This window comes from Variovorax rhizosphaerae, from assembly GCF_037889975.1.
In the GTDB taxonomy this organism is placed as follows: domain Bacteria; phylum Pseudomonadota; class Gammaproteobacteria; order Burkholderiales; family Burkholderiaceae_C; genus Variovorax; species Variovorax rhizosphaerae.
In genome coordinates this window covers 212959-235881 of sequence record NZ_JBBKZT010000008.1, presented here as the reverse complement: position 1 = coordinate 235881, position 22923 = coordinate 212959, and the positions used below count along the sequence as shown (strand labels likewise).

Here is a 22923-nt window from a genome sequence, read left to right as displayed (position 1 = left end):
GCACGAGGTCGAACCCGGCGCTGCCATGCTGCCGCCGGTGACTCGCCACGCCGTGCAGGTGGCGGGCGATGGTGGCCCCGCCGGATTTGCCTGCGATGAAATGCTCGCTGCCGAAGTGCCGGTGGCACTGGTGTTCAACGGCGTCTCGCATGCAGTGATGATGGCCACACCGCAAGACATCGAGGCCTTCGCACTCGGCTTCGCGCTGAGCGAAGGCATCCTCGACCATCCGCGCGATTGCCTCGACATCGAGGTGCGGACGCACAGCGCGGCGCAGGCGTCCTTGCCTGAAGGCGTGCAGGCCATCGAGGCCGGCATGACCATCTCCACGCGCAGCTTCGAAAGGCTCAAGAGCCGGCGCCGTAGCATGGCCGGGCGCACGGGTTGCGGCGTCTGCGGTGTCGAAAGTTTCGGCGGCCTGGACCTGGATCTGCAGCCGCTCGCGCCGCGCCGCTGGATCGACCAGGTCGACGCGCGGGCCGTGCTGCGCGCGATGGCAGCATTGCCGCCGCGCCAGTGGCTCAACGCGGAAGCCCATTCGCTCCATGCCGCCGGTTGGGCCACCGCCGAGGGAGTGCTCACCGACGTGCTCGAGGACGTGGGCCGCCACAACGCACTCGACAAACTGCTCGGCACGCTGGCGCGCAGCGGCCGGCTTGCTGAACCCGGCTTCGTCGTGCTGACCAGTCGCTGCAGCCATGAACTGGTGCGCAAGTGCGCGCGCCTCGGCATCGCGGCAATGGCGACGATCTCGGCGCCCACGGCGATGGGCGTGCGCATGGCCGAACTGGCCGGCGTGCGCCTGTGGGGCTCGTGCCGTGCGCCGCGGGCGGTGATGTATGCGCCGGGCCTGACGGAAAGACCTCCCACCCATTGCCGCGACTGCCGGACACACGGGTAATCGCAAAGGTCGGGGCGCGTTGAATTGGGCTATCGTCCATGCATGTCCGCCTTGCCATCCATCCCCGACGCCGACGACGCGCGCCCCACGCTCGACGTGGCCGTGGTGATGCGCCGCGAGCGGATCCACGGGCCGGCCAGCCGATGGCAGCAGTGGCGCTGGGTGCTCGACAGCGTGGTGCGCGACGAGCCGCGCTTCGGCCGCGAGGTGCAACTGCTGGCGCCAGGCGACGATGCGCAGCGCTGGCTGCATCCGGGCTTCCAGGTCCAGTTGTTCCGCGACGACCTGGAGGGCTACTACCTCAACGCCAGCACCTCCGCGCCCTGCTGGTTCGTGCTGTGGCGCATGGACGAACAGCAGACGCCGGCGCTGGCCGACGTGCCGATCGCCAGGCCGGTGGCGGTGAGCCTGAGCTATCACGATGCCGGCCGCTGGCTCGATGCGCAGGAGTACGTCGACCAAGTGCCCGCGCCGCTGGAGATCGTCGGTTGGCTCAGCGCATTCGTCGACGCCAACTACATCGTCGAGCCGAAGCGCCGCCATCGGCCACAGAGCTTCCAGCCGCTGGTGGACCGGAATGGCAATGCGGCGAGCGTCTCGACTGAAAAGCCCCGGGGCAGGGGAGCCGGTGATGTCTGAAGGGCCCCCGGGTCCGGGTCATGCCCAGCCCGCCCCCCGCGGGGGATTGAGTCGAGATGGCAAAGCCACATCGACTCAAGAGCATTCCAACCCCGTGGCCGGGGCAGGCGTTCGCAGAGAAACGGACTCAACGAGTTTTGTTTCTCAAGAGGGCTTCCTGAAACGCTGGTCGCGGCGCAAGCAGGAGGCGGCGGTGGTGCCTGCGCCCGTGCCCGCGCCGAAAGACGCAAGCCAGCAACCCGTCGTTGCTGCGCCGGCGGGAGGAGGTGAGGTGCTGGCGCAAGAGCCCGCGCCACTCACGCTCGCCGACACCGAATCGCTGACGCTGGCTTCCGACTTCAAGCCCTTCCTCGCCGCCAACGTCGCGCCTGCGGTCAAGAACGCAGCGTTCAAGAAACTCTTTGCCGATCCGCATTTCAACGTCATGGACCGGATGGACATCTACATCGATGACTATTCCAACTTGGCGCCCCTGCCTGCCAGTGCGTTGCGCCAGATGGCGAGCGCAAAGTTCATGAACCTGTTCGAAGAGGAAGAAGCAAACGAAGCGCCAGCGAGCGCCAGCCCGACCGATACCCCGGCCAGTCCCCCAGCCGCCATCCAGGCCGATACCCCGGCCGACAGCGCACCCGATTTCCCAGCCAGCCCGCCCGTTGTCGCTTCGGCCCAAGCCGAAGCGCAACCTGCCAGCCAACGACCCGATGACCCGCAAGACACTGATCTGCGACTGCAACCAGACCATGCCGCTGGAGCCGAAGACGCTCGGCGCGGCGCTGGCTGAGCCGCTCACTCTCCACACCGGCCTGTGCCGCCGCGAGGCCCCAGCGTTCCAGCGCGCGCTGGCCAGCGGCGATGAAATCGTGGTGGCCTGCACGCAGGAAAAACGCCTGTTCACCGAACTGGCCGAGCAGACCCCCGGCGCCGCCGAGGCCGGCACGGTGGTGCGCTTCGTCAACATCCGCGAGACGGGCGGCTGGAGCCGCGATGCCCGCAGCGCGATGCCCAAGATCGCCGCGCTGCTGGCCGCCGCCCATCTGCCTGAGCCGGAGCCAGTGCCCACCGTCACCTACGCGAGCCAAGGGCGGCTGCTGATCGTCGGCCCGCTGGACCAGGCCGAGGGCGTCGCAACCCTGCTCGGCGACACGCTGGCAGTAACGATCTTCTCGCAGCGCCCGGGCCGCACGGGCGGTGCGCAGGAGCGCCGCTATCCGGTGATGGCCGGGCGCATCGAATCGCTCACCGGATGGCTGGGCGCCTTCAAGCTCACCTGGTCCCGCACCAATGCCATCGACCTCGACCTGTGCACGCGCTGCAATGCCTGCGTGGTGGCCTGCCCAGAGCAGGCGATCGGCCTCGACTACCAGATCGACAACGACAAGTGCACCTCGCACCGCGACTGCGAACGTGCGTGTGGCGTGGCCGGCGCGATCCGCTTCGACCGGCCCGCGCAGTCGCTGGACGTCGCCTTCGACCTGGTGCTCGACCTGGGTGCCACGCCGCTGATCGACTGGCATGCGCCGCCGCAAGGCTATTTCCGGCTGCCGGGCGGAATGGCGAATGCCGATGGCCTGCAGACCCTGCTGCGCTTGCGCGAGCTGGTCGGCGAATTCGACAAGCCGAAATTCTTCGACTACAAGCAGAAGCTCTGCGCGCACAGCCGCAACGAAGTGGTCGGCTGCAACGCCTGTGTCGATGTCTGCTCCGCCCATGCGATCAGCAGCGACAAGGCGCGCCAGCGCATCGTCGTCAACCCCAACCTCTGCGTCGGTTGCGGCGCCTGCACCACCGTGTGTCCGACCGGTGCGCTTGGCTACATCTACCCCCGCGCCCCCGAGCAGGGCCTGCGCATGCGCACTTTGCTGTCGACCTACCGCCAGGCCGGCGGCAAGGATGCGACGCTGCTGTTGCACAGCGATGAGGGTGGCCAGCGCCTGATCGGCGAACTCGGCCGTGCGGCACAGCTGGGGCGTGCGCATGGCGTGCCGGCCAACGTCCTGCCGCTGGCGCTGACGCATGTGGCCAGCGTCGGCATCGACCTGTGGCTGAGCGCCATCGCCTTTGGCGCGTCGCAGGTCGTGGTGCTGGCCATTGGCGACGAAGCGCCGGACTACCTTGCGGCGCTGCGCCAGCAGATGGACATCGCACAGGCGTTGATGAACGGGCTCGGCTATCAGGGCAAGCACTTCACGCTGGTCGAGGCGAGCACTTCCGCTTCGCTCGACGCTGCGCTGGGTGGGTTGCGCGACACGCGCCGCACCTTGCCCGCGCAAGTCGCCCGCTTCGCTGTCGCGGCGGAAAAGCGCACCACGCTGGAATTGGTGCTCGACCACCTGATGGACCACGCGCTTGCCTTGGGTTCGGCATCGGGCGGCTCCGCGACCGCGCTGCGTTCGGCACCCGGCGGCCCCGCGAGCGCGTTGGCCATCCCGCTCCCCGCCGGCTCGCCGCTGGGCGCCATCACCGTCGACAAAGACGCCTGCACGCTGTGCCTGGCCTGCGTCGGCGCATGCCCCTCCGGCGCCTTGCTCGACAACCTGAACGCGCCGCAACTTCGCCTCATCGAGAAGAACTGCGTGCAATGCGGCCTGTGCGAAACCACCTGCCCGGAGAACGCCATCGCGCTGGTGCCACGCCTGCTCGCCGCGCCCGAGCGCAAGCAACAGGTCGTCCTCAACGAGGCCAAGCCCTGGGCCTGCGTGCGTTGCGGCAAGCCCTTCGGCACGCAGAAGGCGATCGAGGCGATGCTGGGCCGGCTGGTGGGCCATTCGATGTTCCAGGGCGAGGCCTTGGAGCGACTCAAGATGTGCAGCGACTGTCGCGTCATCGACCTGTTCAGCGCCCCGAACGAAATGAAGATCACCGACCTATGAGCGAGCCGCCCTTCGCAACGTCCGCACTGGACGAAGAGATAGCCCGCGCCGAGGTCTACGGCCTTCTGGCGCGCCTCTGGATCGCCGCGCCCGACGCCGAACTGCTGGATGCATTGGCCGTCGCCGTGACCGAGGCGCCGGCCCCGGGCGGCTTCCTCGAAGCGCCGTGGCGCGACCTGGTCGGCGTGGCGCGCGGCATGACGCCGGCAACTGCGCACGCGGAGTACGACGCGCTGTTCGGCGGCGTCGGCCGGCCGACGGTGCTGCTCTACGGATCGCACTACCTCAGTGGCTTCCTCAACGACAAGCCGCTGGCCGCCCTGCGCGCCGACCTGGCCCGCTACGGCCTGGCGCGCGACGAGTCCCTCGGCGAGACCGAGGACCACATCGCCTGCGTTTGCGAAGTGATGCGCTACCTCATCGCCGGCGATGACGCCGCCGTCGCCAACCTCAAGGAGCAACAGACCTTCTTCGCCAGGCACCTGCAGCCGTGGGCGGCTGCAATGTGCGATGCGGTGCTGCAGCAACCGGAGGCCAGGCTCTATGCGTCGCTGGCCCGGTTCACTCAAGCGTTCATCGAGGTCGAGGCGCAGGGGTTCGACATGCTCGACGGAACATAGAAACTCCAGGGCGGCGGAGCCTATCTGGCCGCCTGTGCCGCCTGAAGCAGCTTGATGGCTTCGGCGCGCTCCGGTATCGGGGCGCGACCCTGCAACTGCAGGGCCAGGTCCAGAGGGGTGAGTCCCTTGCCGTCCTTGATGTCGGTTCGGGCTCCGTGGTTTAGCAGCAGTGCGACATCCCAGGGGCTGCCAATGACTGCGCTGTGCAGCGCGGTCCATTTGACAGGGCTCAACGCGTGGGGCGCGTTGATGTCCAGACCGGCAGCGATCAGGTGCGATAGAAGGCGCTCCTGTTCTACTTTGTCTTTCATGTCAAAGATGATCATCGCCCCGGCCGTCTGATTCAATTCGGCGAGTTCGGCGTCGGTGGGATGAAGGTCATAGACGTTCTGTCGACACAGCCAACTGATGGGTGTGCGGCCGCTTTGCATGCACCACATGGCATCGAGCAAGTCATAAGACCGGATGTGAATTGCCAAGTATGCAGCGAATGCGGCAATGATGCCGCCGAGCGTCCACGCAACTCGCCTTGGCCATCGTGTGCTATGCCGCCTTGTCGGCACCGTGATCAGCATCTCCAGGCGTACCCGACGGCGCCACCGGACGCGAAGAAGGGGACACGGGGGAGGCGTGCGGATTCGCCGTTGATCAGCATGAGCAGCTGGATGCGGAAATTGGCCGCCACTTGTTTCCGAACAACTTCGTAGATGGTTGCGCTTGCCAGGTTTTCTTGTGTCGCATGCTTCCACCAATGCTTCACGTAGCGTCTTGCGAGTTTCTTGACTGCCTCTGAAACCGTTGTGCTCGGGCGTCTGGAGATGACTGTGCTGACGAGTATGTCGACATATCCAACCGCGTACGATGCGTCGACGGCGACGATCAGGTTTTGCTGTGCAAATCGCTTCGCTCCCGTCCCGATCGGTAAAGCGGCTATCGAGCCGGCCAGGTCCGGCCAGAAAAAATTCAGGATGCTTCGCGTTTCCTTCTCATCGAAGATCAAATCCGAGTCCGAAAGCTCCGGCACGGTAGCCAGGGTAATAGTCACAGGTCACTCCCTTGTTTGTTGTAGGCGGGAGTGTACCGATGCGGGTTGGGGGCGCAGTGGATCGCGTTGTCGGCTCGCCACCCGGCGACTCGCATGAGCGCCTTGATAGCCCCGTCGATTAGGGTCAGGACTAATATCCGAACAAGACCAAATCAGGTCATATCGACCACCAGCCAATTTCGGGGAGTTCGAAATGAGCCACAGCCTTTCCAGCGGTGACGACCGCATCGCGGTCCCCGCATCGCGTCGACGCTTCTTTGCCGGTGCCGCCGCGGTGGGCGCGGTGGCCACCGTCGCCGCGGTCTTGCCTCGCAGCAATGAATCCCCCGCCGAAGCCCAGGCTTCCCCTGTACTCCCGCCCGCACCCGACAAGGGCGGCGGCTATTCGCTGAGCGAGCACGTCAAGCACTACTACAAGACTGCCTCGATCTGAAGGAGGCATCCAGCCATGTTGTTGACACCTCGGAAGAGTGGCGCCAGCGCCGCTGCGCCTACATCCCCTTTCATCCACAGCCTGCGTCGCGGCCTGGCCAACGCGCTGCCCACGCTGGACCGGCGCACCTTCCTGCGCCGCTCCGGCATCGGCGTCGGCGTCGGCCTTGCGGCCAGCCAGCTCACTCTGATGCGCAAGGCCACCGCCGCTGATGGCGCGCAGCCGGCCATCGGCGCCGGCAAGGTGGAAGTCCGGCGCACGGTGTGCTCGCACTGCTCGGTCGGTTGTGCCTCCGACGCCGTGGTCGAGAACGGCGTGTGGGTGCGGCAGGAGCCGGTGTTCGATTCGCCGATCAACCTGGGCTCGCACTGTGCCAAGGGCGCCGCGTTGCGCGAACACGGCCACGGCGAGTTCCGCCTGCGCTATCCCATGAAGCTGGTCAACGGCAAGTACGAGCGCATCAGCTGGGACACCGCGCTGCAGGAAGTCACCGACCGCATCAAGGCGCTGCGCGATGCGAGCGGGCCGGACTCGGTGTACTGGATCGGCTCGTCCAAGCACAACAACGAGCAGGCCTATCTGCTGCGCAAGTTCGTGAGCTTCTTCGGCAGCAACAACTGCGATCACCAGGCGCGCATCTGCCACTCGACCACAGTCGCGGGCGTGGCGAACACATGGGGCTACGGCGCCATGACCAATTCGTACAACGACATGCGCAATGCCAAGGTGGCGCTGTACATCGGCTCCAACGCGGCCGAGGCGCATCCGGTTAGCATGCTGCACCTGCTGCATGCCAAGGAGCGCGGCTGCAAGGTCATCGTGGTCGACCCGCGCTTCACGCGAACCGCAGCCAAGTCGGATGAGTACGTCCGTATTCGCTCGGGCTCCGACATCGCCTTCCTGTTCGGCATCCTGCACCACATCTTCAAGAATGGCTGGGAAGACAAGAAGTACCTGAACGACCGCGTGTTCGGCATGGCCAAGGTGCGCGACGAGGTCATGGCCAAGTGGACGCCCGACAAGGTCGAGGAGGCCTGCGGCGTGCCCGAGGCGCAGGTGCTGAAGGTCGCAACCTGGCTCAACGAGAACCGCCCCGGCACCATCGTCTGGTGTATGGGCCAGACGCAGCACACCATCGGCAATGCGATCGTGCGTGCGTCCTGCATCCTGCAGCTTGCGCTCGGCAACGTCGGCAAGAGCGGCGGCGGCACCAACATCTTCCGCGGGCATGACAACGTGCAGGGCGCGACCGATGTCGGGCCCAACCCCGATTCGCTGCCCTCGTACTACGGCCTGGTCGAAGGCTCGTGGCGGCATTTTGCCAATGTCTGGGGCGTGGAGTACGACTGGATCAAGAGCAAGTTCGCCTCGCCGGCGATGATGACCAAGCCCGGCATCACGCTGTCGCGCTGGATCGATGGCGTGCTCGAGAAGAACGAGCTGATCGACCAGGACTCGAACCTGCGGGGCGTCGTCTACTGGGGCCATTCGCCGAACTCGCAGACGCGCGGGCTCGAGATGAAGAAGGCGATGGACAAGCTGGAACTGCTGGTCGTGGTCGATCCCTATCCCTCGGCAACGGCCGCAATGGCTGCGATGCCGGGGGCGGAGGTCAACCCGAACCGTGCGGTCTACCTGCTGCCGGCCTGCACGCAGTTCGAGACCAGCGGCTCGGTCACGGCATCCAACCGGTCCATCCAGTGGCGCGAAAAGGTCATCGAGCCGCTGTGGGAGAGCCGCCCGGACCACATGATCATGTACCAGTTCGCGCAGAAGCTCGGCTTCGGCTCGGAGCTGGTCAAGAACTACAAGATGCAGAAGGTCAAGGGCATGGACGAGCCCGTGCCGGAAGACATCCTGCGCGAGATCAACCGCAGTTGCTGGGCTGCCGGCTACACCGGCCAGAGCCCGGAGCGCCTGCAGGCCCACATGCGCAACATGGGCGCCTTCGACGTGAGGACGCTCAAGGCCAAAGGGCCGCTGAAGGACAAGATCAACGGCTACGACATCGGCGGTGACTACTTCGGCCTGCCCTGGCCCTGCTACGGCACGCCGGAACTCAAGCATCCCGGTTCGCCCAATCTGTACGACACCAGCAAGCACGTGATGGATGGCGGCGGCAACTTCCGCGCGAATTTCGGCGTGGAGCGCGATGGACAGAACCTGTTGGCGGAAGACGGCTCGCACTCCGTGGGTGCGGACATCACCACCGGCTATCCGGAACTCGACCACCTGCTGCTCAAGAAGCTGGGCTGGTGGGACGAACTCAACGACACCGAGAAGAAGGCGGCCGAAGGCAAGAACTGGAAGACCGATCCCTCGGGCGGCATGATCCGCGTGTTCATGAAGAACCACGGCTGCCACCCCTTCGGCAATGCCAAGGCGCGTGCCATCGTCTGGAACTTCCCGGACCCGATCCCGCAGCATCGCGAGCCGCTCTACGGCAACCGGCCCGACTTGGCGGCCAAGTATCCGACGCACAACGACGTGAAGACCTTCTGGCGCCTGCCCACCCTCTACAAGAGCGTGCAGGAGAAGAACATCGCGGACAAGGTGGCGGAGAAGTTCCCGTACATCCTGACCTCGGGGCGGCTCGTGGAATACGAAGGCGGCGGGGAAGAAACGCGATCGAATCCGTGGCTGGCGGAGTTGCAGCAGGAGATGTTCATCGAGATCAACCCCAAGGTCGCCGCAGGCAAGGGCATCCGCAATGGCGACCGCGCGTGGGTGCATACGCCGACCGGTGCCAAGCTCAATGTGCAGGCGCTGGTTACGGAGCGCGTGGGGCCCGACACGGTGTTCATGCCTTTCCACTTTTCCGGTCACTGGCAAGGCGTCGACATGCTGCCCTATTACCCGAAGGGTGCCGCGCCGATCGTGCGGGGCGAGGCCATCAACACGGCGACCACGTACGGATACGACATCGTCACGATGATGCAGGAAACCAAGTCGACGATCTGCAACGTCGAGAAGGCGTAGTCACATGAAATCCGATGGTCACCAATCCGCTCGGCGGGAGGCATAGATGGCAAGAATGAAATTCGTCTGCGACTCGGAACGTTGCATCGAGTGCAACGGCTGCGTCACGGCCTGCAAGAACGAGAACGAGGTGCCGTGGGGCGTGAACCGCCGTCGCGTGGTCACGCTCAACGATGGCGTGCCGGGCGAGAAGTCGATCTCGGTAGCCTGCATGCACTGCTCCGACGCGCCCTGCATGGCGGTCTGCCCGGTGCAATGCTTCTATCGCACCGAAGAGGGCGTGGTGCTGCACGACAAGGACGTGTGCATCGGCTGCGGGTATTGCTCGTATGCCTGCCCGTTCGGCGCGCCGCAGTTCCCGTCGCAAGGCACCTTCGGCATGCGCGGCAAGATGGACAAGTGCACCTTCTGCGCCGGCGGCCCGGAGGCCAATGGTTCGCAGGCGGAGTTCGAGAAGTACGGCCGCAATCGCCTCGCCGAAGGCAAGCTGCCGGCCTGTGCCGAGATGTGCTCCACCAAGGCTTTGATCGCCGGTGATGGCGACGTGGTGGCGGAGATCTTCCGCACGCGCGTCGTGCAGCGCGGCAAGGGCGCCGAGGTGTGGGGCTGGGGCACCGCCTACGGCTCGAAGCAGGCTGGCAATCCGCCGGCCAACGGGGTGACGAAGTGAGCCGCGCGCACGGCCGGCTCGCGGTCATGCTGGCTGTCGTGGTGCTGGCCGCGTGCTCCGAGAAGCCGCAGACCAATGCCGAAGGCGTGAAGCACGATGCCGTGCCTTGGTCGGGCACCGGCACGGCGGCCAACACGGGCACCGCGTTCTCCGCGCCCGGCTGGAAGGTCGGTGAGAAAGTGGCTTGGGAACAGCAGCTCAAGAACCGCGCGCAGAACGGTCAGAACGAATACAACAAGGATTAGGACGGAGGCCGCCCCATGCGCAAAGCGCTCCACGCCCTATGCCTGTCCCTTTCGCTGAGCCTGCTGGGCGTCGGCGCTGCCGTGGCACAGACCGCCGCCCAGCCGCCCGCCGCCGCGCCAGCGGGCGTGCAGAGCCAGAACATCTTCGAGGTCAAGCCCGAGGCCAGCGCCGAGCCCGGCTACCTCGACCAGACCAATGGCGAGCGCAACAAGGTCCAGCCAGGAAACAACGCCCCGATGTGGCGGCAGGTGAGCGGTGGCGTCACCGGCTACAGCAGCCTGCCCCTGAGCGAGGCGCCGGAGGCGGGCAACCTGATCCAGCGCTTCGTGCAATACCCCGGCTCGCGCTTCACCAACGCCGGCGAGGCCTGGCGCCAGGTGCGCAACGACTGGCTCATCCCCTACGGCGCCGCGCTGTTGTTCGTGACCTTGCTGGCGCTGGCCATCTTCTACTTCGCGAAGGGCCCGATCACGCTGCACAGCGCCGAGACAGGCCGCAAGATCCAGCGCTTCACGCCCTTCGAGCGCGCCACGCACTGGTCGAACGCCATTGCCTTCGTCACGCTCGCCCTGAGCGGCATCGTGATGGCCTTCGGCAAGTTCTTCATGTTGCCGGTGATGGGCAGCGCATTGTTCGGCTGGCTCACCTATGGGCTGAAGAACGTCCACAACTTCATGGGGCCGTTGTTCGTCGTGACCACGCTGTTCATGATCGCGACGTTCATCCGCAGCAACTGGCCAGGCAAGGACGACTGGCAATGGCTCAAGAAGGGCGGCGGTCTGTTCGGCGGCACGGAGCCGCCATCGCATCGCTTCAATGCCGGCGAGAAGATGGTGTTCTGGGGTGGCGTGCTGTTCCTCGGCAGCATCGTCATCGGATCGGGCCTGTACCTCGACAAGTTGCTGCCGGGCGTGGTCTACCTGCGCGAGAACATGCAGATCGCCCACATGATCCATGCGGCGTCCACGCTGCTGATGATGGCGATGATCATGGGCCACATCTACATCGGCACGCTGGGCATGAAGGGCGCGTACAGGGCGATGCGCAAGGGCGAGGTCGACGAGACCTGGGCGCGCGAGCATCACAAGCTCTGGTACGACGACATCGTGGCCGGCAAGATCCCGGCGCAACGCTCGGGTTCACAGCCAGCTGCGCGCGTGTCCGGCGCGAAAGGACTCAGCACATGAAGCATTCGGTTCCGATCCTCTGCGTCTCGCTGGCGCTGTTTGCCTCCACGGTTGCGGCCCGCTTGCCCGCGCCGGCCCCGACGCCGGAAGCGCAGGCCAAGGCGGCCGAGGCCGCGGCCCGCACAGCCTGGGTCGGCAAGACGGACAGCTACAAGCTCTGCGTTGCGCAGGACAACGTCGCCGCCAAGTACCGGGCCAGCGCCACGGCGGCGGGCAAGACCGTGCCCGCAGCGACCGCGACGCCGGCGTGCACCGACCCCGGCCCCTTCGTGTATGTCGCTGCCGAGCCGGCGAAGCCGCTGGAGGCCTCCGGCGCGCATTCGCCCGCGACCACCGCCGCATCGCCGCCGAGCACCGCGGCACCGGCCGCAACCACCAACCCGACGCCCAAGCCCTGACGCGACAGCCGTGCTGTCGCCATCGACCACCCGACGCGATTTGCTGCTCGCCGCCGCAGCCGCAGCGCTGACGGCCGGTTGCCGCTCCACGCGCATCGACATGCCGCCAGCGCAGAAGGTCGCGGGGGCCATTCCGTCCGACTGGCCATCCGCCTCGCCCGAAAGCCAGGGTATCGACGCCGCCGCGCTGGCCGATGCGCTGGACGCCGGTGCGCGCCTGCCCGCCATGCGCAGCCTGGTGGTGGTGCGCAACGGAATGCTGGTGGGCGAGCGCTACTACGGCGGTGCCACGGTCGACGAGTTACTGCCGATCAACTCCGTGACCAAGAGCGTCTCATCGATGCTGGTGGGGCAGGCTTTCCAGAGGGGGCAACTGCCGGGGTTGTCGGCCACGGTCGGCAGCCTGTTGCCGGAGGCCGCGGCACGGGCGCCGGGCTCGGTCGTCACGGGCGTTTCGTTGCAGCAGATCCTCAGCGGGCGCACCGGCCTGGACTATGACTGGCGCACGCAAACGCCTCTGTTCGCCAGTGCCGCGGACCCCGTGCAATTCGCCTTGGGCTTGACCGCCAGCAAGGCCGGGCCCGATGCGTGGAGCTACAACGACGCCGCCGTCGGCCTGCTGTCGCCCATCCTCCAGCGTGCACACGGGCTCGACATGGCCGACGTGGCGTCGCGCGACCTGTTCGCGCCGCTTGGCATCGAGCGATTAGCCTGGCGGCGCGACCGCACCGGCAATCCATTGGCCTACGGCGGCCTTGTGCTGCGCACGCGCGACCTGGCGAAGCTCGCGTGGACGATGGTCGATGGGGGCAAGTGGCGGGGCACGCAGGTGTTGCCTGCGTCTTGGGTGGCCGAGAGCACCAGGCCGCGCGGACCGGCGGACTGGCGTGTGACCCCGATTACCGACATCGGCTACGGCGATCTCTGGTTCACAGGCTCGATGCACGGTCGGCGTGTGGTGTGGGGCTGGGGCTACGGCGCACAGTTCGCGCTGCTGGTGCCGGAGCTTCGGATGGCCGTTGTCACGGCTGCCCTGGCGCCGCGCGTCGACGCGTACGCGCAGAACAACGCCGTCATGGCGTTGGTCGCGCAGGTGGTTCGGGCCACGGGGGCGGGTCCCTCCGCCTGACGCAGCGCATGGCGGTCGCGGCGGCCAGTGGCCCGGCCGTCCGGCGCATGCCGACCGCTTGATGACGCATATGAATACCAAAGTCGTAGTTTGCTTCATGTCGTCACTGCGCACATGAACCGGAAAGCCTGCCCATGCGCCCGCCAGCGCATCGCCTGCCGCTCCTTGCATTTGCATTCGCCTGGATGCTTGGCGCAACGCCCGCCATCGGGGCGGATCGGCAAACCGGCCTGTCGAGCATGAGCGACACCGAACTCGATGCCGGCATGAAAAAACGGCGTCCAGCGCGTGCTGCAGCAGGTGCCGATCCGCACGGAAGACCAGGCCACCTTGATCGGCGCCGAATACGAGTCGCGCTCGCGCGTCGCAACCTACCACTACATCCGTCCGGTCGGCATGGACGCGTCGGCGCTGCGCAGCCGCATCACCGCCAAGAACTGTGGCACGCCCAATGTGCGCGCGTTGCTGGCGCGTGGCGTGACGTTCCGGCACCTCTACATGGTGCGGGAGCAGCAGATCGACTTCTCCGTCACCCAGCGCGATTGCCCGAAGGTGAGTTGACCTGGGGCCGGCGCATCGCTTTTGGGCTATCGTGCCCGGCATGTCCCTGCCTGATGCTTCAACGCCTTCCGATACGGCGACGCTCCCCGGCCTCCACGCCCGTTCGCAGTCCTTGCCCCGCCTGACCAACGCCCGTGCGCCACTCACGCGCGAAGTCGCCGTCATCGACGAGCACGGCGAGCGCGGCACCGTCTCCATCCCCGCCGAGCGCGACCTCACCGTCTACGTCGACCGGCGCGAACTCGTCACGCTGATGACCCTCGGCGCGCAGCCGGAGCTGCTGGTGCTGGGCTACCTGCTCAACCAGCGGCTGATCGACTCAGCCTTCGATGTCGAATCGATCACGGTCGATTGGGAGGTGAACGCGGCGGCTGTCAGGACACACGCCGGCATCGACCGCATCGAGGAGCGCACTGCGAAGAAGGTCGTGACCACGGGCTGCGGGCAAGGCAGCGTGTTCGGCGACCTCATGGCCGGCATCGACGCACTGAAGCTGCCCGACACGCGCTTCACGCAGGCGCAACTCTACGCGCTGGTCAACGCCATCCGGCTCCAGGAGAGCACCTACAAATCGGCCGGCTCGGTGCATGGCTGCGCATTGTTCACGCTGGAAGCGGACGGTGGCGTGACGATGCAATGCTTCGTCGAGGACGTGGGCCGGCACAACGCCATCGACACCATCGCCGGCTGGATCGCGATGCAATCGCCCGCTACGCTCGCGAAGGGCCGGGTGTTCTACACGACCGGCCGGCTCACCAGCGAGATGGTCATCAAGTCGGCGCAGATGGGCGTGCCCATCGTGGTCTCGCGCAGCGGCATCACGCAGATGGGGCACGAAGTGGCGCAGCGTGTCGGGCTCTGCGCGATCGGGCGGGCGACCAACCGGCGCTTTCTTTGCTATGCGGGAGAAGGGCGGCTGGTGTTGCAGCCGGAACCTGTTGTGGGCGGCTGAGCCCGGCTTCGCGCGTGCCCCGGCTCACCGGACATCGACGTCCACCGGCTGAAGCGCACGCACTTCTGTCTCCCAGGGCCGCTTGAATTCGAAGCGCAATTGCCGGCGTCCGGGCGCAGTGCAGGTCAGGACGAAGCGCTGGCGCGCCGGGCCGCCGATGCCCGTGTCGCCGGGCACGCTGTCGGCTTCGCTGAGCTGACATCCCTCGGGCGCCGCCGGAAGCAGCCAGACGACGCCCGCGCCTGGGGCAGATTCCAGTTCGATCACCAGCGGGCTTCCGCGCGTGGCTTCAAGATGCATCGGCGGACGTTCGATGGCGGGCATTCAGGTCTCCTTCGGCAACGCCGGGCGCCACGATGATGCGGCGCCCGGGTGGGTGGGTCAACGTTTGGACGGGGGTCAATTCCAGCCGTTGCTCGGCGCCGTCTGCCAACGGTTCCACAAGCCAAGATCGCTGCCGCAGGCAAAGAGCTGCATCCGGCCGTCCTGGTTGCTGGCGACGGCCTGGTCGCCGCCGACGACGCCACCCAGCGAGTCCCATCCGCTCCAGCTTGGCGTCCCACCGGTTTGCCAGCAATGAAACACCGCGCCGTTGGTGCCCCGAACGAAGGCCTCCAGCCGACCGTCCTTGTTGCGACCGAGCGCCGGGGCACTCGTGATGCCGCCGCCCAGCGAGGCCCAGTTGCTCCAGGCGGCCATGGGCCGGGGTTGTTGCCAGATATGCCACATCGCGCCGTCGGTACCGCGGCCAAAGACCTCGAGCCGCCCATCCGCGTTGTTGATCACGCCGAGGCCGCTCGTCAACACGCCGCCGCGCGAAGCCCAGGGGCCGAACGCACCGTTGGGGACGACCTGCCAGACGTGGATCAAGGCGCCGCCCGCGCTGAGCATGAACACTTCAATGCGACCGTCGGCGTTGTTGGCCGCCACCGGGTTGCCCTTGAACTGGACACCCAGGCTGCTCCATGCCGTCCAACCCGCTTGTGGACCCCCTTGCCGGATCTGCCACAGCGCGCCATCGGAGCCGCGCGCGAAGACCGCGACCCGGCCATCCGCGTTGCGCACCGCCGTCGGGTCGCTGGTGATCACGCCGCCGAGCGGTGCCCAGCCGCTCCAGCCGCTGTTGGGTGCCACCTGCCAGATGTGGTGGAGCCCGCCATCGGTGCCGCGCACGAAGACTTCGAGGCGACCGTCGGCGTTGCTGACGACGGCCGGCGCACTGGTGAGGATGCCGCCCAGCGACGCCCAGCCCGAGAACGGCCCGCCCGGACTGGTCTGCCACATGTGGTACAGCGCGTTGTCGGTGCCGCGCGCGAACACTTCGATGCGGCCGTCCTTGTTGACGCCGGTGACAGGCTTGGTCGTGATCTTGCCGCCCAGCGGTTGCCAGCCCGATTGCGGCAGCTTCACGCCGGTCGCGCCGTACATCGGGAAGAACTGGCCGTTGAACTTGAGGTCGGCGTAGGCGATCTTGCCGAAGCCTCCGCTGCCCCAACTGACGTCCCACGAGTTCTTGATGATCCAGCACTGCTCCGCCTCGGAGTAACCGATCACCAGCACGCAGTGGCCCCCGACCTTGGCGCCGCTGACATGGTGATAGACGCCGCCGGAGTAGTTGAAGAAGTCCTGGTAGACGTCGAAGCAACCCGTGACCGGTCCGATGTTCGTGAGGTGGTTCTTGGCCGCGGTTTCGTTGGCCAGCGCATGGCGTGCGTTGATCTTCGTGATGCGGGTGGCGCGGTTGGGTGCCAGCCTGCAGACCGGCGGTCCCGCCCAGATGTTGTTGCCGGGAAACGCGCTCGCGTACGGGAAACCGGCTTCATCGCTGATGCCGCGCGCGATCACCTGGTCGAGGCATTGGTCGGGCCACCAGCCGCTGCAGTTGGCGCCGTGCGACGAGCAGAAATGCGAGTCGGCCTCCGACAGGTCGACCCAGCGTCCGGTCTCGATGTGCGCCATGGATTCGATCAGCGCCGAAGTGCCGAAGGACACGCAGGACCCGCAACCGCCCTGGTTCTTCACGGGGCTGACATGGTTGCCACCGCGATTGCGCCAGTCGACCTGCGCGGCGAAAGCCGGTGCGGCTGCGAGCATCGGCGGCGCGGCGAAGGCCGCGGCCATGAACTGCGCGGATTCCGGGCTTGGCACGGCGCCCAGCAATCGCGCCTGTTGTTCCGGGGTGAGTCGGGACACCGCTGTATCCGCAGCGCGCCATCGCGCGCTTCGTTCGGTCAGCAGTTGGGTGAGTTGTGTGACAGCAATAGGCGTAGTAGCCATTTTTTCCTCCTTGAATGTACGAATCGACTGGCCTGTACAAGGTCTTGTCAGGTCCGGTCGAGGGGCAGTCTGGGTGCGGGGCTCTCATGCGCCATCCTCAAAAGTAGGGGTCTATGCCTTATGGCCGTGGTGACCGCGCATGCCCGCATCGACGACCGGAAGGCCTTCGATTCGTGGGGTGCCGCAGGCATCGGCTATCGTTCGCCGCATGAATGCATCCCTACGCCTCGGTTGGCGCACGCTATGGCGCGACTTGCGCGCCGGCGAACTGCGCCTGCTCATCGTTGCCGTGCTGCTGGCCGTGGCCGCGCTCACGGCGGTCGGCTTCTTCGCGGACCGATTGAAGGGCGGGCTGCAGCGCGACGCGCGCCAGTTGCTGGGCGGCGATGCCGTGCTGGCCAGCGACAACCCGACGCCCCAGGCCTTCATCGATCGCGCGCGTGCGCTTGGCCTGCAGTCCACCGGCAGCTATGGCTTCCCGACCATGGCTCGCGCCGACGATGCGCAAGGTGGCGCGACCAAGCTCGTCGCGCTCAAGGCCGTGACCAACGGCTATCCACTGCGCGGCAGCGTGCAGACCGCGACCTCGCCTGACGTGCCCGGCGCAAACACGCGCGACGTGCCGGCGCCGGGCGAGGCATGGGTCGATGCATCGCTGCTCGAGTCGCTGGGCTTGAAGATCGGCGACCGCCTGCTGCTCGGGGATACCGACTTGAAGATCGCCCGCATCATCACGCTCGAGCCCGACCGTGGCGCAGGCTTCATGAGCTTTGCGCCGCGCGTGATGCTCAACCAGGCCGACGTCGCGCGCACCGGCCTCGTGCAGCCGGCCAGCCGCGTGAGCTATCGCTTTGCCGTGGCCGGTGAGGCGGGTCCGGTCAAGCAGTTCAGCAATGAAGTCGATGCCGGCATCAAGAAGGGCGAACTGCGCGGCATCCGGCTGGAGTCCTTCGAGAGCGGCCGGCCGGAGATGCGCCAGACGCTCGACCGGGCCGAGAAATTCCTGAACCTCGTGGCGCTGCTCGCGGCCTTGCTCAGCGCCGTCGCCGTTGCGCTGGCTGCGCGCGGTTTCGCGGCCAGCCACCTCGACGACTGCGCCATGCTGCGCGTGCTGGGCCAGAGCCAGCGCACCATCGCGGGTGCCTATGCCTTCGAGTTCGCGGTGGTCGGCCTCGTGGCCAGTTCACTGGGCGTGGCGGTCGGCTTCGGCATCCACTACGTGTTCGTCGTGCTGCTGGCCGGGTTGGTCGAGACGGCCTTGCCTGCGGCGACCTTGTGGCCGGTCGGGTTCGGTCTCGGCATGGGGTTGACCTTGCTCTTCGCCTTCGGGCTGCCGCCGGTGCTGCAACTGGCCCGGGTGCCGCCGCTGCGCGTGATCCGGCGCGACGTGGGCGGCCTCAAGCCGGCGTCGATCACGGTGCTGAGCGTCGGCGTGCTCGGCTTCGCGGCCTTGCTCATCGCGGCCAGCAGCGACATCAAGCTCGGTCTCATTGCGGTCGGCGGTTTTGCCGGCGCGGTGGCGGTGTTCGCGCTGTTGAGCTGGCTGGCGGTGAAGGTGCTGCGTCGCAGTGTCAATGAAACGACTGCGCCGCGCTGGCTGGTGCTGGCCACGCGCCAGATCTCTGCGCGGCCGGTGTATGCGGTGGTGCAGGTGAGCGCGCTGGCGGTGGGTCTGCTGGCGCTGGTGCTGCTGGTGCTGTTGCGGACCGACCTTGTCGCCAGTTGGCGGAAGGCCACGCCGCCCGATGCGCCCAACCGCTTCGTCATTAACGTGATGCCCGACCAGAGCGACGCCTTCCAGAAATCCCTGCGCGATGCAGGCATCAACAAGTTCGACTGGTACCCGATGATCCGCGGTCGCCTCGTGGCCATCAACGACAAGCCTGTCTCGCCGGACGACTACACCGAGGACCGTGCCAAGCGCCTGGTCGACCGCGAGTTCAACCTCAGTAACAGTGCCGAGGCACCGCCGCACAACAGCATCGTCGCGGGCAAATGGACGCCCGATGCGCAAGGCGAAGTCAGCGTGGAGGAAGGCCTGTCCGAGACGCTGGGCCTGAAGCTCGGCGACAAGCTGCGCTTCGACATCGGCGGCATCCCGAGCGAGGCGCGCGTCACCTCGCTGCGCAAGGTCGACTGGGGCTCGCTGCATGCCAACTTCTTCGTGATGTACACGGTGGCGACGCTCGCCGACGTGCCCATCACCTACATGGGCGCGTTCCGCGCGCCCGAGACCAAGGGCTTCGACAACGCGCTGGTGCGCGCCTATCCGAACGTCACCAACGTCGACATGAGCGCGACCATCGTGCAGGTGCAGCGCGTGCTTGACCAGGTGATCCGTGCGGTCGAGTTCCTGTTCGGCTTCACGCTCGCGGCCGGGCTGGTGGTGTTGTTCGCCGCGGTCACGGCCACGCGCGAGGAGCGGGCGCGCGAGTTCGCGGTGATGCGTGCCGTGGGTGCGCGCGGGACCTTGCTGCGGCAGGTGCAACGCGCCGAACTGGCGGGCGTCGGCTTGCTCGCCGGCTTCCTGGCCAGCATCGTCGCCTCGGCGATCGGCTGGGCGCTGGCCCGCTACGTGTTCGAGTTCACCTGGACCGCGTCACCGGTGGTGCCGATCTTCGGGTCGTTGGCGGGAGCTGTGCTGGCGCTGGCGGCGGGCTGGTGGGGCTTGCGCGAGGTGCTGCGGCGGCCGGTGGTGGATACCTTGCGGAGGGCGGCGGAGTAGACGCGCTCAGAGCACTTCAGCGCGCAACTGCGGGAACACCTTCGACACCTTGTCGAGCAGGTAGTCCCCATAGCGTCCATTGAACGCATGCACGTTCGCCCGGTCCCAGCGCTCCGTGCTGTCGTCGCGCGCGTCCGCGCCGGCCAAGCCTTCGATGCGCTGCACGCGCGCTTCGAAGTTCGGATCGAAGAACAGCGGGAACGAAAGCCGGTCGTGCCCGGAGGTGTTGCGCTTCACGCGGTGCGGCGTGGACTTGTAGAGCCCGCCGGTCATGCGGTCGAGCATGTCGCCGATATTGCAGACGAAGGAGCCCTTGATCGGTGGCGCGTCGATCCAGCCTGCCGGCGTGTTCACCGCAAGGCCGCCGATGTGGTCCTGGTGCAGGATCGTCAGCAGCCCGTAATCGGTGTGCTCGCCGACGCCCCATTGCACGTCCATGCCTTGCGGCACAGCTTGCGACGGATAGTTGAAGAGGCGGAACAGGATCAGCGGATCCGAGGTGTAGCGTTCGGCGAAGTACGAGGCCGGCAGGCCCAAGCTCAGCGCGATGCCTTCCATCAGCCGATGGCCCAGCGACGTGACCGCGGCCATGTAGTCGAGGATGGTCTCGCGGAAGCCCGGCACCTCGGGGAACAGGTTGGGACCGTGCACGGGCATCTTCGCCTGAACCAGCGGATGGGTGGCGGGTAATTCGGTGCCGAGGTAGAGGCCTTCCTTCCAGTCCGGCCGCCCGGATGTCAGCTCGCCGCCGAGCGGGAAGAAGCCGCGCCAGGCACGCCCACCGAGGGCCATGCGCCATTGCATCTTGGTCTCTTCCGGTAGCTCGAAGAACTGGTGACTCAGGTCTTCGAGCCGCCGCACCAGCGCCGCATCGACGCCGTGGCCCATGACATAGAAGAAGCCATGCGCGCGACAGGCCTGACCGATCTGAGCGGCGACGGCTTCGCGTCCAGGTGTGCCGGCCACGAGCGGCGCAACGTCGATCACGGGCAGCGAGAGGAGGTCGGGAGAGGTGGTCATCGTCGTGGAGAGCTTGTCATGCATCGCGCGCAAACGGCGAGCGGATGTCGGAGAGGAATTGTTGCGCACGCGGATGCTGCGGGCGGTTGAAGAAATCGTCGGGCGTGGCGCGTTCGAGCACGCGGCCTTCGTCCATGAACAGCACGCGGTCGGCCACTTCGCGCGCGAAGCCCATCTCATGCGTCACGCAGACCATGGTCATGCCGTCCCGCGTGAGGTCGCGCATCACGAGCAGCACCTCGCCGACCATCTCCGGGTCCAGTGCGCTGGTGGGTTCGTCGAACAGCATCAGCGGCGGTTGCATGGCCAGCGCACGTGCAATCGCCACGCGCTGCTGCTGGCCACCCGAGAGTTCGCTCGGCCAGGCGCTGGCCTTGTTCGCGAGTCCCACGCGCTTCAACAAGACCATCGCACGCTCCTCCGCCTCGTCGCGGCCGAGGCCGCGCAACTGCATCGGCGCCATGGTGCAGTTCTGCAGCACCGTGAGGTGCGGGAACAGGTTGAACTGCTGGAACACGAAGCCGATGCGCGAGCGAAACGCATTCACGTCGAGGCCGCGCGCATGGATGTCCTGGCCATCGAGCGTGATGCGGCCCGACTGGATCGGCTCCAGCCGGTTGAGCGTGCGGATCAGCGTCGACTTGCCCGAGCCCGAAGGCCCGCACACGACCACCACCTCGCCCTTGCGGATGGTCTCGGTGACGTCGGCGAGGGCGTGGTAGCTGCCGTACCACTTGTTGACTTTTTCAAGCTCGATCATGCGGGCACCTTGCGGGTGACGTTGGGTATGCCGCGGCGCGCGAGCCGGCGTTCCAGCCAGTAGGCGAAGCGCGACAAGCCGAAGCAGAGGATGAAGTAGGTGCCGCCCAGGATCAGGTAGATCTGCGCCGGCTTGGTGAACACCTGCGTGTTGATCTGCGTCGCGATGAAGGACACCTCGGCCAGGCCGATGATGTAGCCCAGCGAGGTCTCCTTGATGGTCGAGACGAACTGGTTCACCAGCGAGGGCAGCATGCTGCGCAACGCCTGCGGCAGCACCACCAGCCGCATCGCCTTGAAGTAGCTCAGGCCGAGCGCGCGGGCCGTCTCCATCTGCCCGCGCGGCAGACCCTGGATGCCGGCGCGCACGATCTCCGCAAGGTAGGCCGCATCGAACACCACCAGCGCGATCAGCATCGTGGTGAACTGGTCGGTCTTCACGCCGGTCACGCTGGGCAGGAAGAAGTAGGCCCAGAAGATCACCATCAAGAGCGGCAGCCCGCGCACCACGAACACCAGGCCCGTCACAGGCAGGCGCAGCCAGCGCCACGGGCTCACGCGCGCCAGCCCGAGCACGATGCCCAGCGGCAGCGCCAGCAGCAAACCGCAGGAGGCCAGCAGCAGCGTCAGCACCAGCCCGCCCAGCGGGCCGTTGGGGTATTGCCCGATGAGGAAGTACACCCAGTAGTCGTTGATGACTTGCAGCATCAGCGGTGGCCTCCGCGGCGGACCGCCCGAAGCGCGGACGCGCGAACCCCGGGGGGCTTGTTCAGCATCGGCCCGTTCATATCGTCCTCACCGGAAAGCGATGGTGGTACCAGGTCGCAAGCCCCGTGATGGCCAGCGACACCGTCAGGTAGGCCGCGCTCGCGAAGGCAAAAGACTCGGCGCTGCGAAAGCTCGCGCTCTCGACCTGCCCCGCCTGGTACATCAACTCGGCCACCCCGATCACGGTGGCGATGGACGTGTTCTTCCACAGGCTCAGCGTCTGCGAGATCAGCGGCGGCACGGTCACGCGCAGCGCCTGTGGCAGCACCACGCGCCGCATGGTCGCGAGGTAGCTGAAGCCCAGCGCACGCCCGGCCTCAAACTGCACGGAAGGAATCGCGCGGATGCCGCTGCGCATGTCCTCGGCCATGAAGGCCGCCGTGTACAGCGCCAGCGCAATCACGGCGCTGTAGGCCTCGATGTGGCCCGCATAGAGCGTCTGCTTGATACCTTCCGGTAGCAACTCGGGTGCGCCGAAGTACCAGAACAGCATGTGTGCCAGCAGCGGGATGTTGCGGATCGATTCCACGTATGCAAAGCCCAGCCAGCGCAGCGGCGCCATCGGCGACAAGCGCAGCAGTGCGACCACCAGCGCAATGGGCAGTGCCAGCGCCAGCGCGACCGCCAGCAGCTGCAGCGACAGCAGCAGGCCCGCGACCAGCATGTCGTGGTACTTGCCTGTCAGCAGAAGGGAGTAATCGAACAAGGGCATCGGAATTCCGGCGGCGTGTGGGAGGGCGCCTG

General features: G+C 66.8%; 23 protein-coding genes. 15 read left to right on the top strand and 8 right to left on the bottom strand.

Going from position 1 to position 22923, the window contains the following annotated elements:
• Positions 1-25: 25 nt before the first annotated feature.
• The 5 genes from fdhD to WKW82_RS18575 all read left to right on the top strand — a co-directional run bounded on the left by fdhD (position 26) and on the right by WKW82_RS18575 (position 5030).
• Positions 26-901: a formate dehydrogenase accessory sulfurtransferase FdhD gene (fdhD, locus tag WKW82_RS18595; protein ID WP_422823526.1), complete on the top strand. Its 876-nt coding sequence runs from the start codon at positions 26-28 to the stop codon at positions 899-901.
• A 42-nt stretch (positions 902-943) separates the two neighbouring features.
• Complete coding sequence (locus WKW82_RS18590; protein WP_340343795.1) at positions 944-1540, top strand: DUF3305 domain-containing protein; 597 nt, start codon at positions 944-946, stop codon at positions 1538-1540.
• A 94-nt stretch (positions 1541-1634) separates the two neighbouring features.
• A complete protein-coding gene (locus WKW82_RS18585) occupies positions 1635-2321 on the top strand; it encodes a DUF3306 domain-containing protein (protein WP_340343984.1) in 687 nt (228 codons plus the stop codon).
• Complete coding sequence (locus WKW82_RS18580; protein WP_340343983.1) at positions 2281-4410, top strand: 4Fe-4S dicluster domain-containing protein; 2130 nt, start codon at positions 2281-2283, stop codon at positions 4408-4410. Before WKW82_RS18585 ends, WKW82_RS18580 begins: the two co-directional genes overlap by 41 nt.
• Positions 4407-5030, top strand: a complete 624-nt coding sequence (locus WKW82_RS18575) for a TorD/DmsD family molecular chaperone (protein ID WP_340343794.1) — start codon at positions 4407-4409, stop codon at positions 5028-5030. Before WKW82_RS18580 ends, WKW82_RS18575 begins: the two co-directional genes overlap by 4 nt.
• A gap of 20 nt (positions 5031-5050) precedes the next feature.
• Here the strand turns inward: WKW82_RS18575 and WKW82_RS18570 are convergent, their stop codons facing one another.
• On the bottom strand, positions 5051-5482 hold the full coding sequence (locus tag WKW82_RS18570; RefSeq protein ID WP_340343793.1) for an ankyrin repeat domain-containing protein: 432 nt from the start codon (positions 5480-5482) through the stop codon (positions 5051-5053).
• A 116-nt stretch (positions 5483-5598) separates the two neighbouring features.
• Positions 5599-6075, bottom strand: a complete 477-nt coding sequence (locus WKW82_RS18565) for a hypothetical protein (RefSeq protein ID WP_340343792.1) — start codon at positions 6073-6075, stop codon at positions 5599-5601.
• A gap of 193 nt (positions 6076-6268) precedes the next feature.
• Between WKW82_RS18565 and WKW82_RS18560 the strand changes: the two genes are divergently transcribed.
• From WKW82_RS18560 to WKW82_RS18520, 9 genes are all read left to right on the top strand, one after another.
• Positions 6269-6508 (top strand): formate dehydrogenase, encoded by a 240-nt coding sequence (locus WKW82_RS18560; protein WP_340343791.1) that lies wholly within the window; start codon positions 6269-6271, stop codon positions 6506-6508.
• Between the two features lie 15 nt (positions 6509-6523).
• On the top strand, positions 6524-9487 hold the full coding sequence (locus tag WKW82_RS18555) for a formate dehydrogenase subunit alpha (RefSeq protein WP_340343790.1): 2964 nt from the start codon (positions 6524-6526) through the stop codon (positions 9485-9487).
• A gap of 46 nt (positions 9488-9533) precedes the next feature.
• A complete protein-coding gene (fdh3B, locus tag WKW82_RS18550) occupies positions 9534-10157 on the top strand; it encodes a formate dehydrogenase FDH3 subunit beta (RefSeq protein ID WP_340343789.1) in 624 nt (207 codons plus the stop codon).
• A complete protein-coding gene (locus WKW82_RS18545) occupies positions 10154-10402 on the top strand; it encodes a hypothetical protein (RefSeq protein ID WP_422823512.1) in 249 nt (82 codons plus the stop codon). The genes fdh3B and WKW82_RS18545 overlap by 4 nt, the downstream gene beginning before the upstream one ends.
• A gap of 15 nt (positions 10403-10417) precedes the next feature.
• Positions 10418-11590, top strand: coding sequence for a formate dehydrogenase subunit gamma (locus WKW82_RS18540; protein WP_340343788.1), 1173 nt, complete (start codon positions 10418-10420; stop codon positions 11588-11590).
• Complete coding sequence (locus tag WKW82_RS18535) at positions 11587-11988, top strand: hypothetical protein (protein ID WP_340343787.1); 402 nt, start codon at positions 11587-11589, stop codon at positions 11986-11988. The genes WKW82_RS18540 and WKW82_RS18535 overlap by 4 nt, the downstream gene beginning before the upstream one ends.
• A 10-nt stretch (positions 11989-11998) precedes the next feature.
• Positions 11999-13117, top strand: a complete 1119-nt coding sequence (locus WKW82_RS18530) for a serine hydrolase domain-containing protein (RefSeq protein ID WP_340343786.1) — start codon at positions 11999-12001, stop codon at positions 13115-13117.
• Between the two features lie 288 nt (positions 13118-13405).
• Entirely contained in the window at positions 13406-13678 is a 273-nt protein-coding gene (locus WKW82_RS18525; RefSeq protein WP_340343785.1) for a hypothetical protein, read from the top strand.
• Positions 13679-13790: 112 nt separating this feature from the next.
• Positions 13791-14630, top strand: a complete 840-nt coding sequence (locus WKW82_RS18520) for a formate dehydrogenase accessory sulfurtransferase FdhD (protein WP_422823511.1) — start codon at positions 13791-13793, stop codon at positions 14628-14630.
• 24 nt (positions 14631-14654) lie between these two features.
• On the opposite strand, the gene WKW82_RS18515 is transcribed toward WKW82_RS18520, so the two are convergent.
• Complete coding sequence (locus tag WKW82_RS18515; protein ID WP_340343783.1) at positions 14655-14954, bottom strand: protease inhibitor I42 family protein; 300 nt, start codon at positions 14952-14954, stop codon at positions 14655-14657.
• Between the two features lie 75 nt (positions 14955-15029).
• Positions 15030-16823, bottom strand: a complete 1794-nt coding sequence (locus tag WKW82_RS18510; RefSeq protein WP_340343782.1) for a DUF8189 domain-containing protein — start codon at positions 16821-16823, stop codon at positions 15030-15032.
• A gap of 292 nt (positions 16824-17115) precedes the next feature.
• Here WKW82_RS18510 and WKW82_RS18505 point away from each other — a divergent pair, with 292 nt between their 5' ends.
• On the top strand, positions 17116-19632 hold the full coding sequence (locus tag WKW82_RS18505; protein ID WP_340343781.1) for an ABC transporter permease: 2517 nt from the start codon (positions 17116-17118) through the stop codon (positions 19630-19632).
• Between the two features lie 6 nt (positions 19633-19638).
• Here the strand turns inward: WKW82_RS18505 and WKW82_RS18500 are convergent, their stop codons facing one another.
• From WKW82_RS18500 to WKW82_RS18485, 4 genes are all read right to left on the bottom strand, one after another.
• Positions 19639-20652 carry an isopenicillin N synthase family dioxygenase gene (locus WKW82_RS18500; RefSeq protein WP_340343780.1) on the bottom strand — a complete coding sequence of 338 codons (1014 nt, stop codon included), beginning with the start codon at positions 20650-20652 and terminating at the stop codon, positions 19639-19641.
• 16 nt (positions 20653-20668) lie between these two features.
• Complete coding sequence (locus tag WKW82_RS18495; RefSeq protein WP_340343779.1) at positions 20669-21412, bottom strand: amino acid ABC transporter ATP-binding protein; 744 nt, start codon at positions 21410-21412, stop codon at positions 20669-20671.
• Positions 21409-22119, bottom strand: coding sequence for an amino acid ABC transporter permease (locus WKW82_RS18490; RefSeq protein WP_340343778.1), 711 nt, complete (start codon positions 22117-22119; stop codon positions 21409-21411). Before WKW82_RS18490 ends, WKW82_RS18495 begins: the two co-directional genes overlap by 4 nt.
• Positions 22120-22195: 76 nt before the next feature.
• Positions 22196-22891 (bottom strand): amino acid ABC transporter permease, encoded by a 696-nt coding sequence (locus WKW82_RS18485; RefSeq protein ID WP_340343777.1) that lies wholly within the window; start codon positions 22889-22891, stop codon positions 22196-22198.
• Positions 22892-22923 lie beyond the last annotated feature (32 nt).

What these genes read in the sequence shown, in the direction of transcription:
- fdhD (WP_422823526.1), top strand. Translation starts at nt 26, where the DNA reads ATGCTGCCGCCGGTGACTCGCCACGCCGTGCAGGTGGCGGGCGATGGT.
- WKW82_RS18590 (WP_340343795.1), top strand. Translation starts at nt 944, where the DNA reads ATGTCCGCCTTGCCATCCATCCCCGACGCCGACGACGCGCGCCCCACG.
- WKW82_RS18580 (WP_340343983.1), top strand. Translation starts at nt 2,281, where the DNA reads ATGCCGCTGGAGCCGAAGACGCTCGGCGCGGCGCTGGCTGAGCCGCTC.
- WKW82_RS18575 (WP_340343794.1), top strand. Translation starts at nt 4,407, where the DNA reads ATGAGCGAGCCGCCCTTCGCAACGTCCGCACTGGACGAAGAGATAGCC.
- WKW82_RS18560 (WP_340343791.1), top strand. Translation starts at nt 6,269, where the DNA reads ATGAGCCACAGCCTTTCCAGCGGTGACGACCGCATCGCGGTCCCCGCA.
- WKW82_RS18555 (WP_340343790.1), top strand. Translation starts at nt 6,524, where the DNA reads ATGTTGTTGACACCTCGGAAGAGTGGCGCCAGCGCCGCTGCGCCTACA.
- fdh3B (WP_340343789.1), top strand. Translation starts at nt 9,534, where the DNA reads ATGGCAAGAATGAAATTCGTCTGCGACTCGGAACGTTGCATCGAGTGC.
- WKW82_RS18540 (WP_340343788.1), top strand. Translation starts at nt 10,418, where the DNA reads ATGCGCAAAGCGCTCCACGCCCTATGCCTGTCCCTTTCGCTGAGCCTG.
- WKW82_RS18535 (WP_340343787.1), top strand. Translation starts at nt 11,587, where the DNA reads ATGAAGCATTCGGTTCCGATCCTCTGCGTCTCGCTGGCGCTGTTTGCC.
- WKW82_RS18515 (WP_340343783.1), bottom strand. Translation starts at nt 14,954, where the DNA reads ATGCCCGCCATCGAACGTCCGCCGATGCATCTTGAAGCCACGCGCGGA.
- WKW82_RS18505 (WP_340343781.1), top strand. Translation starts at nt 17,116, where the DNA reads ATGAATGCATCCCTACGCCTCGGTTGGCGCACGCTATGGCGCGACTTG.
- WKW82_RS18500 (WP_340343780.1), bottom strand. Translation starts at nt 20,652, where the DNA reads ATGACCACCTCTCCCGACCTCCTCTCGCTGCCCGTGATCGACGTTGCG.
- WKW82_RS18495 (WP_340343779.1), bottom strand. Translation starts at nt 21,412, where the DNA reads ATGATCGAGCTTGAAAAAGTCAACAAGTGGTACGGCAGCTACCACGCC.
- WKW82_RS18490 (WP_340343778.1), bottom strand. Translation starts at nt 22,119, where the DNA reads ATGCTGCAAGTCATCAACGACTACTGGGTGTACTTCCTCATCGGGCAA.
- WKW82_RS18485 (WP_340343777.1), bottom strand. Translation starts at nt 22,891, where the DNA reads ATGCCCTTGTTCGATTACTCCCTTCTGCTGACAGGCAAGTACCACGAC.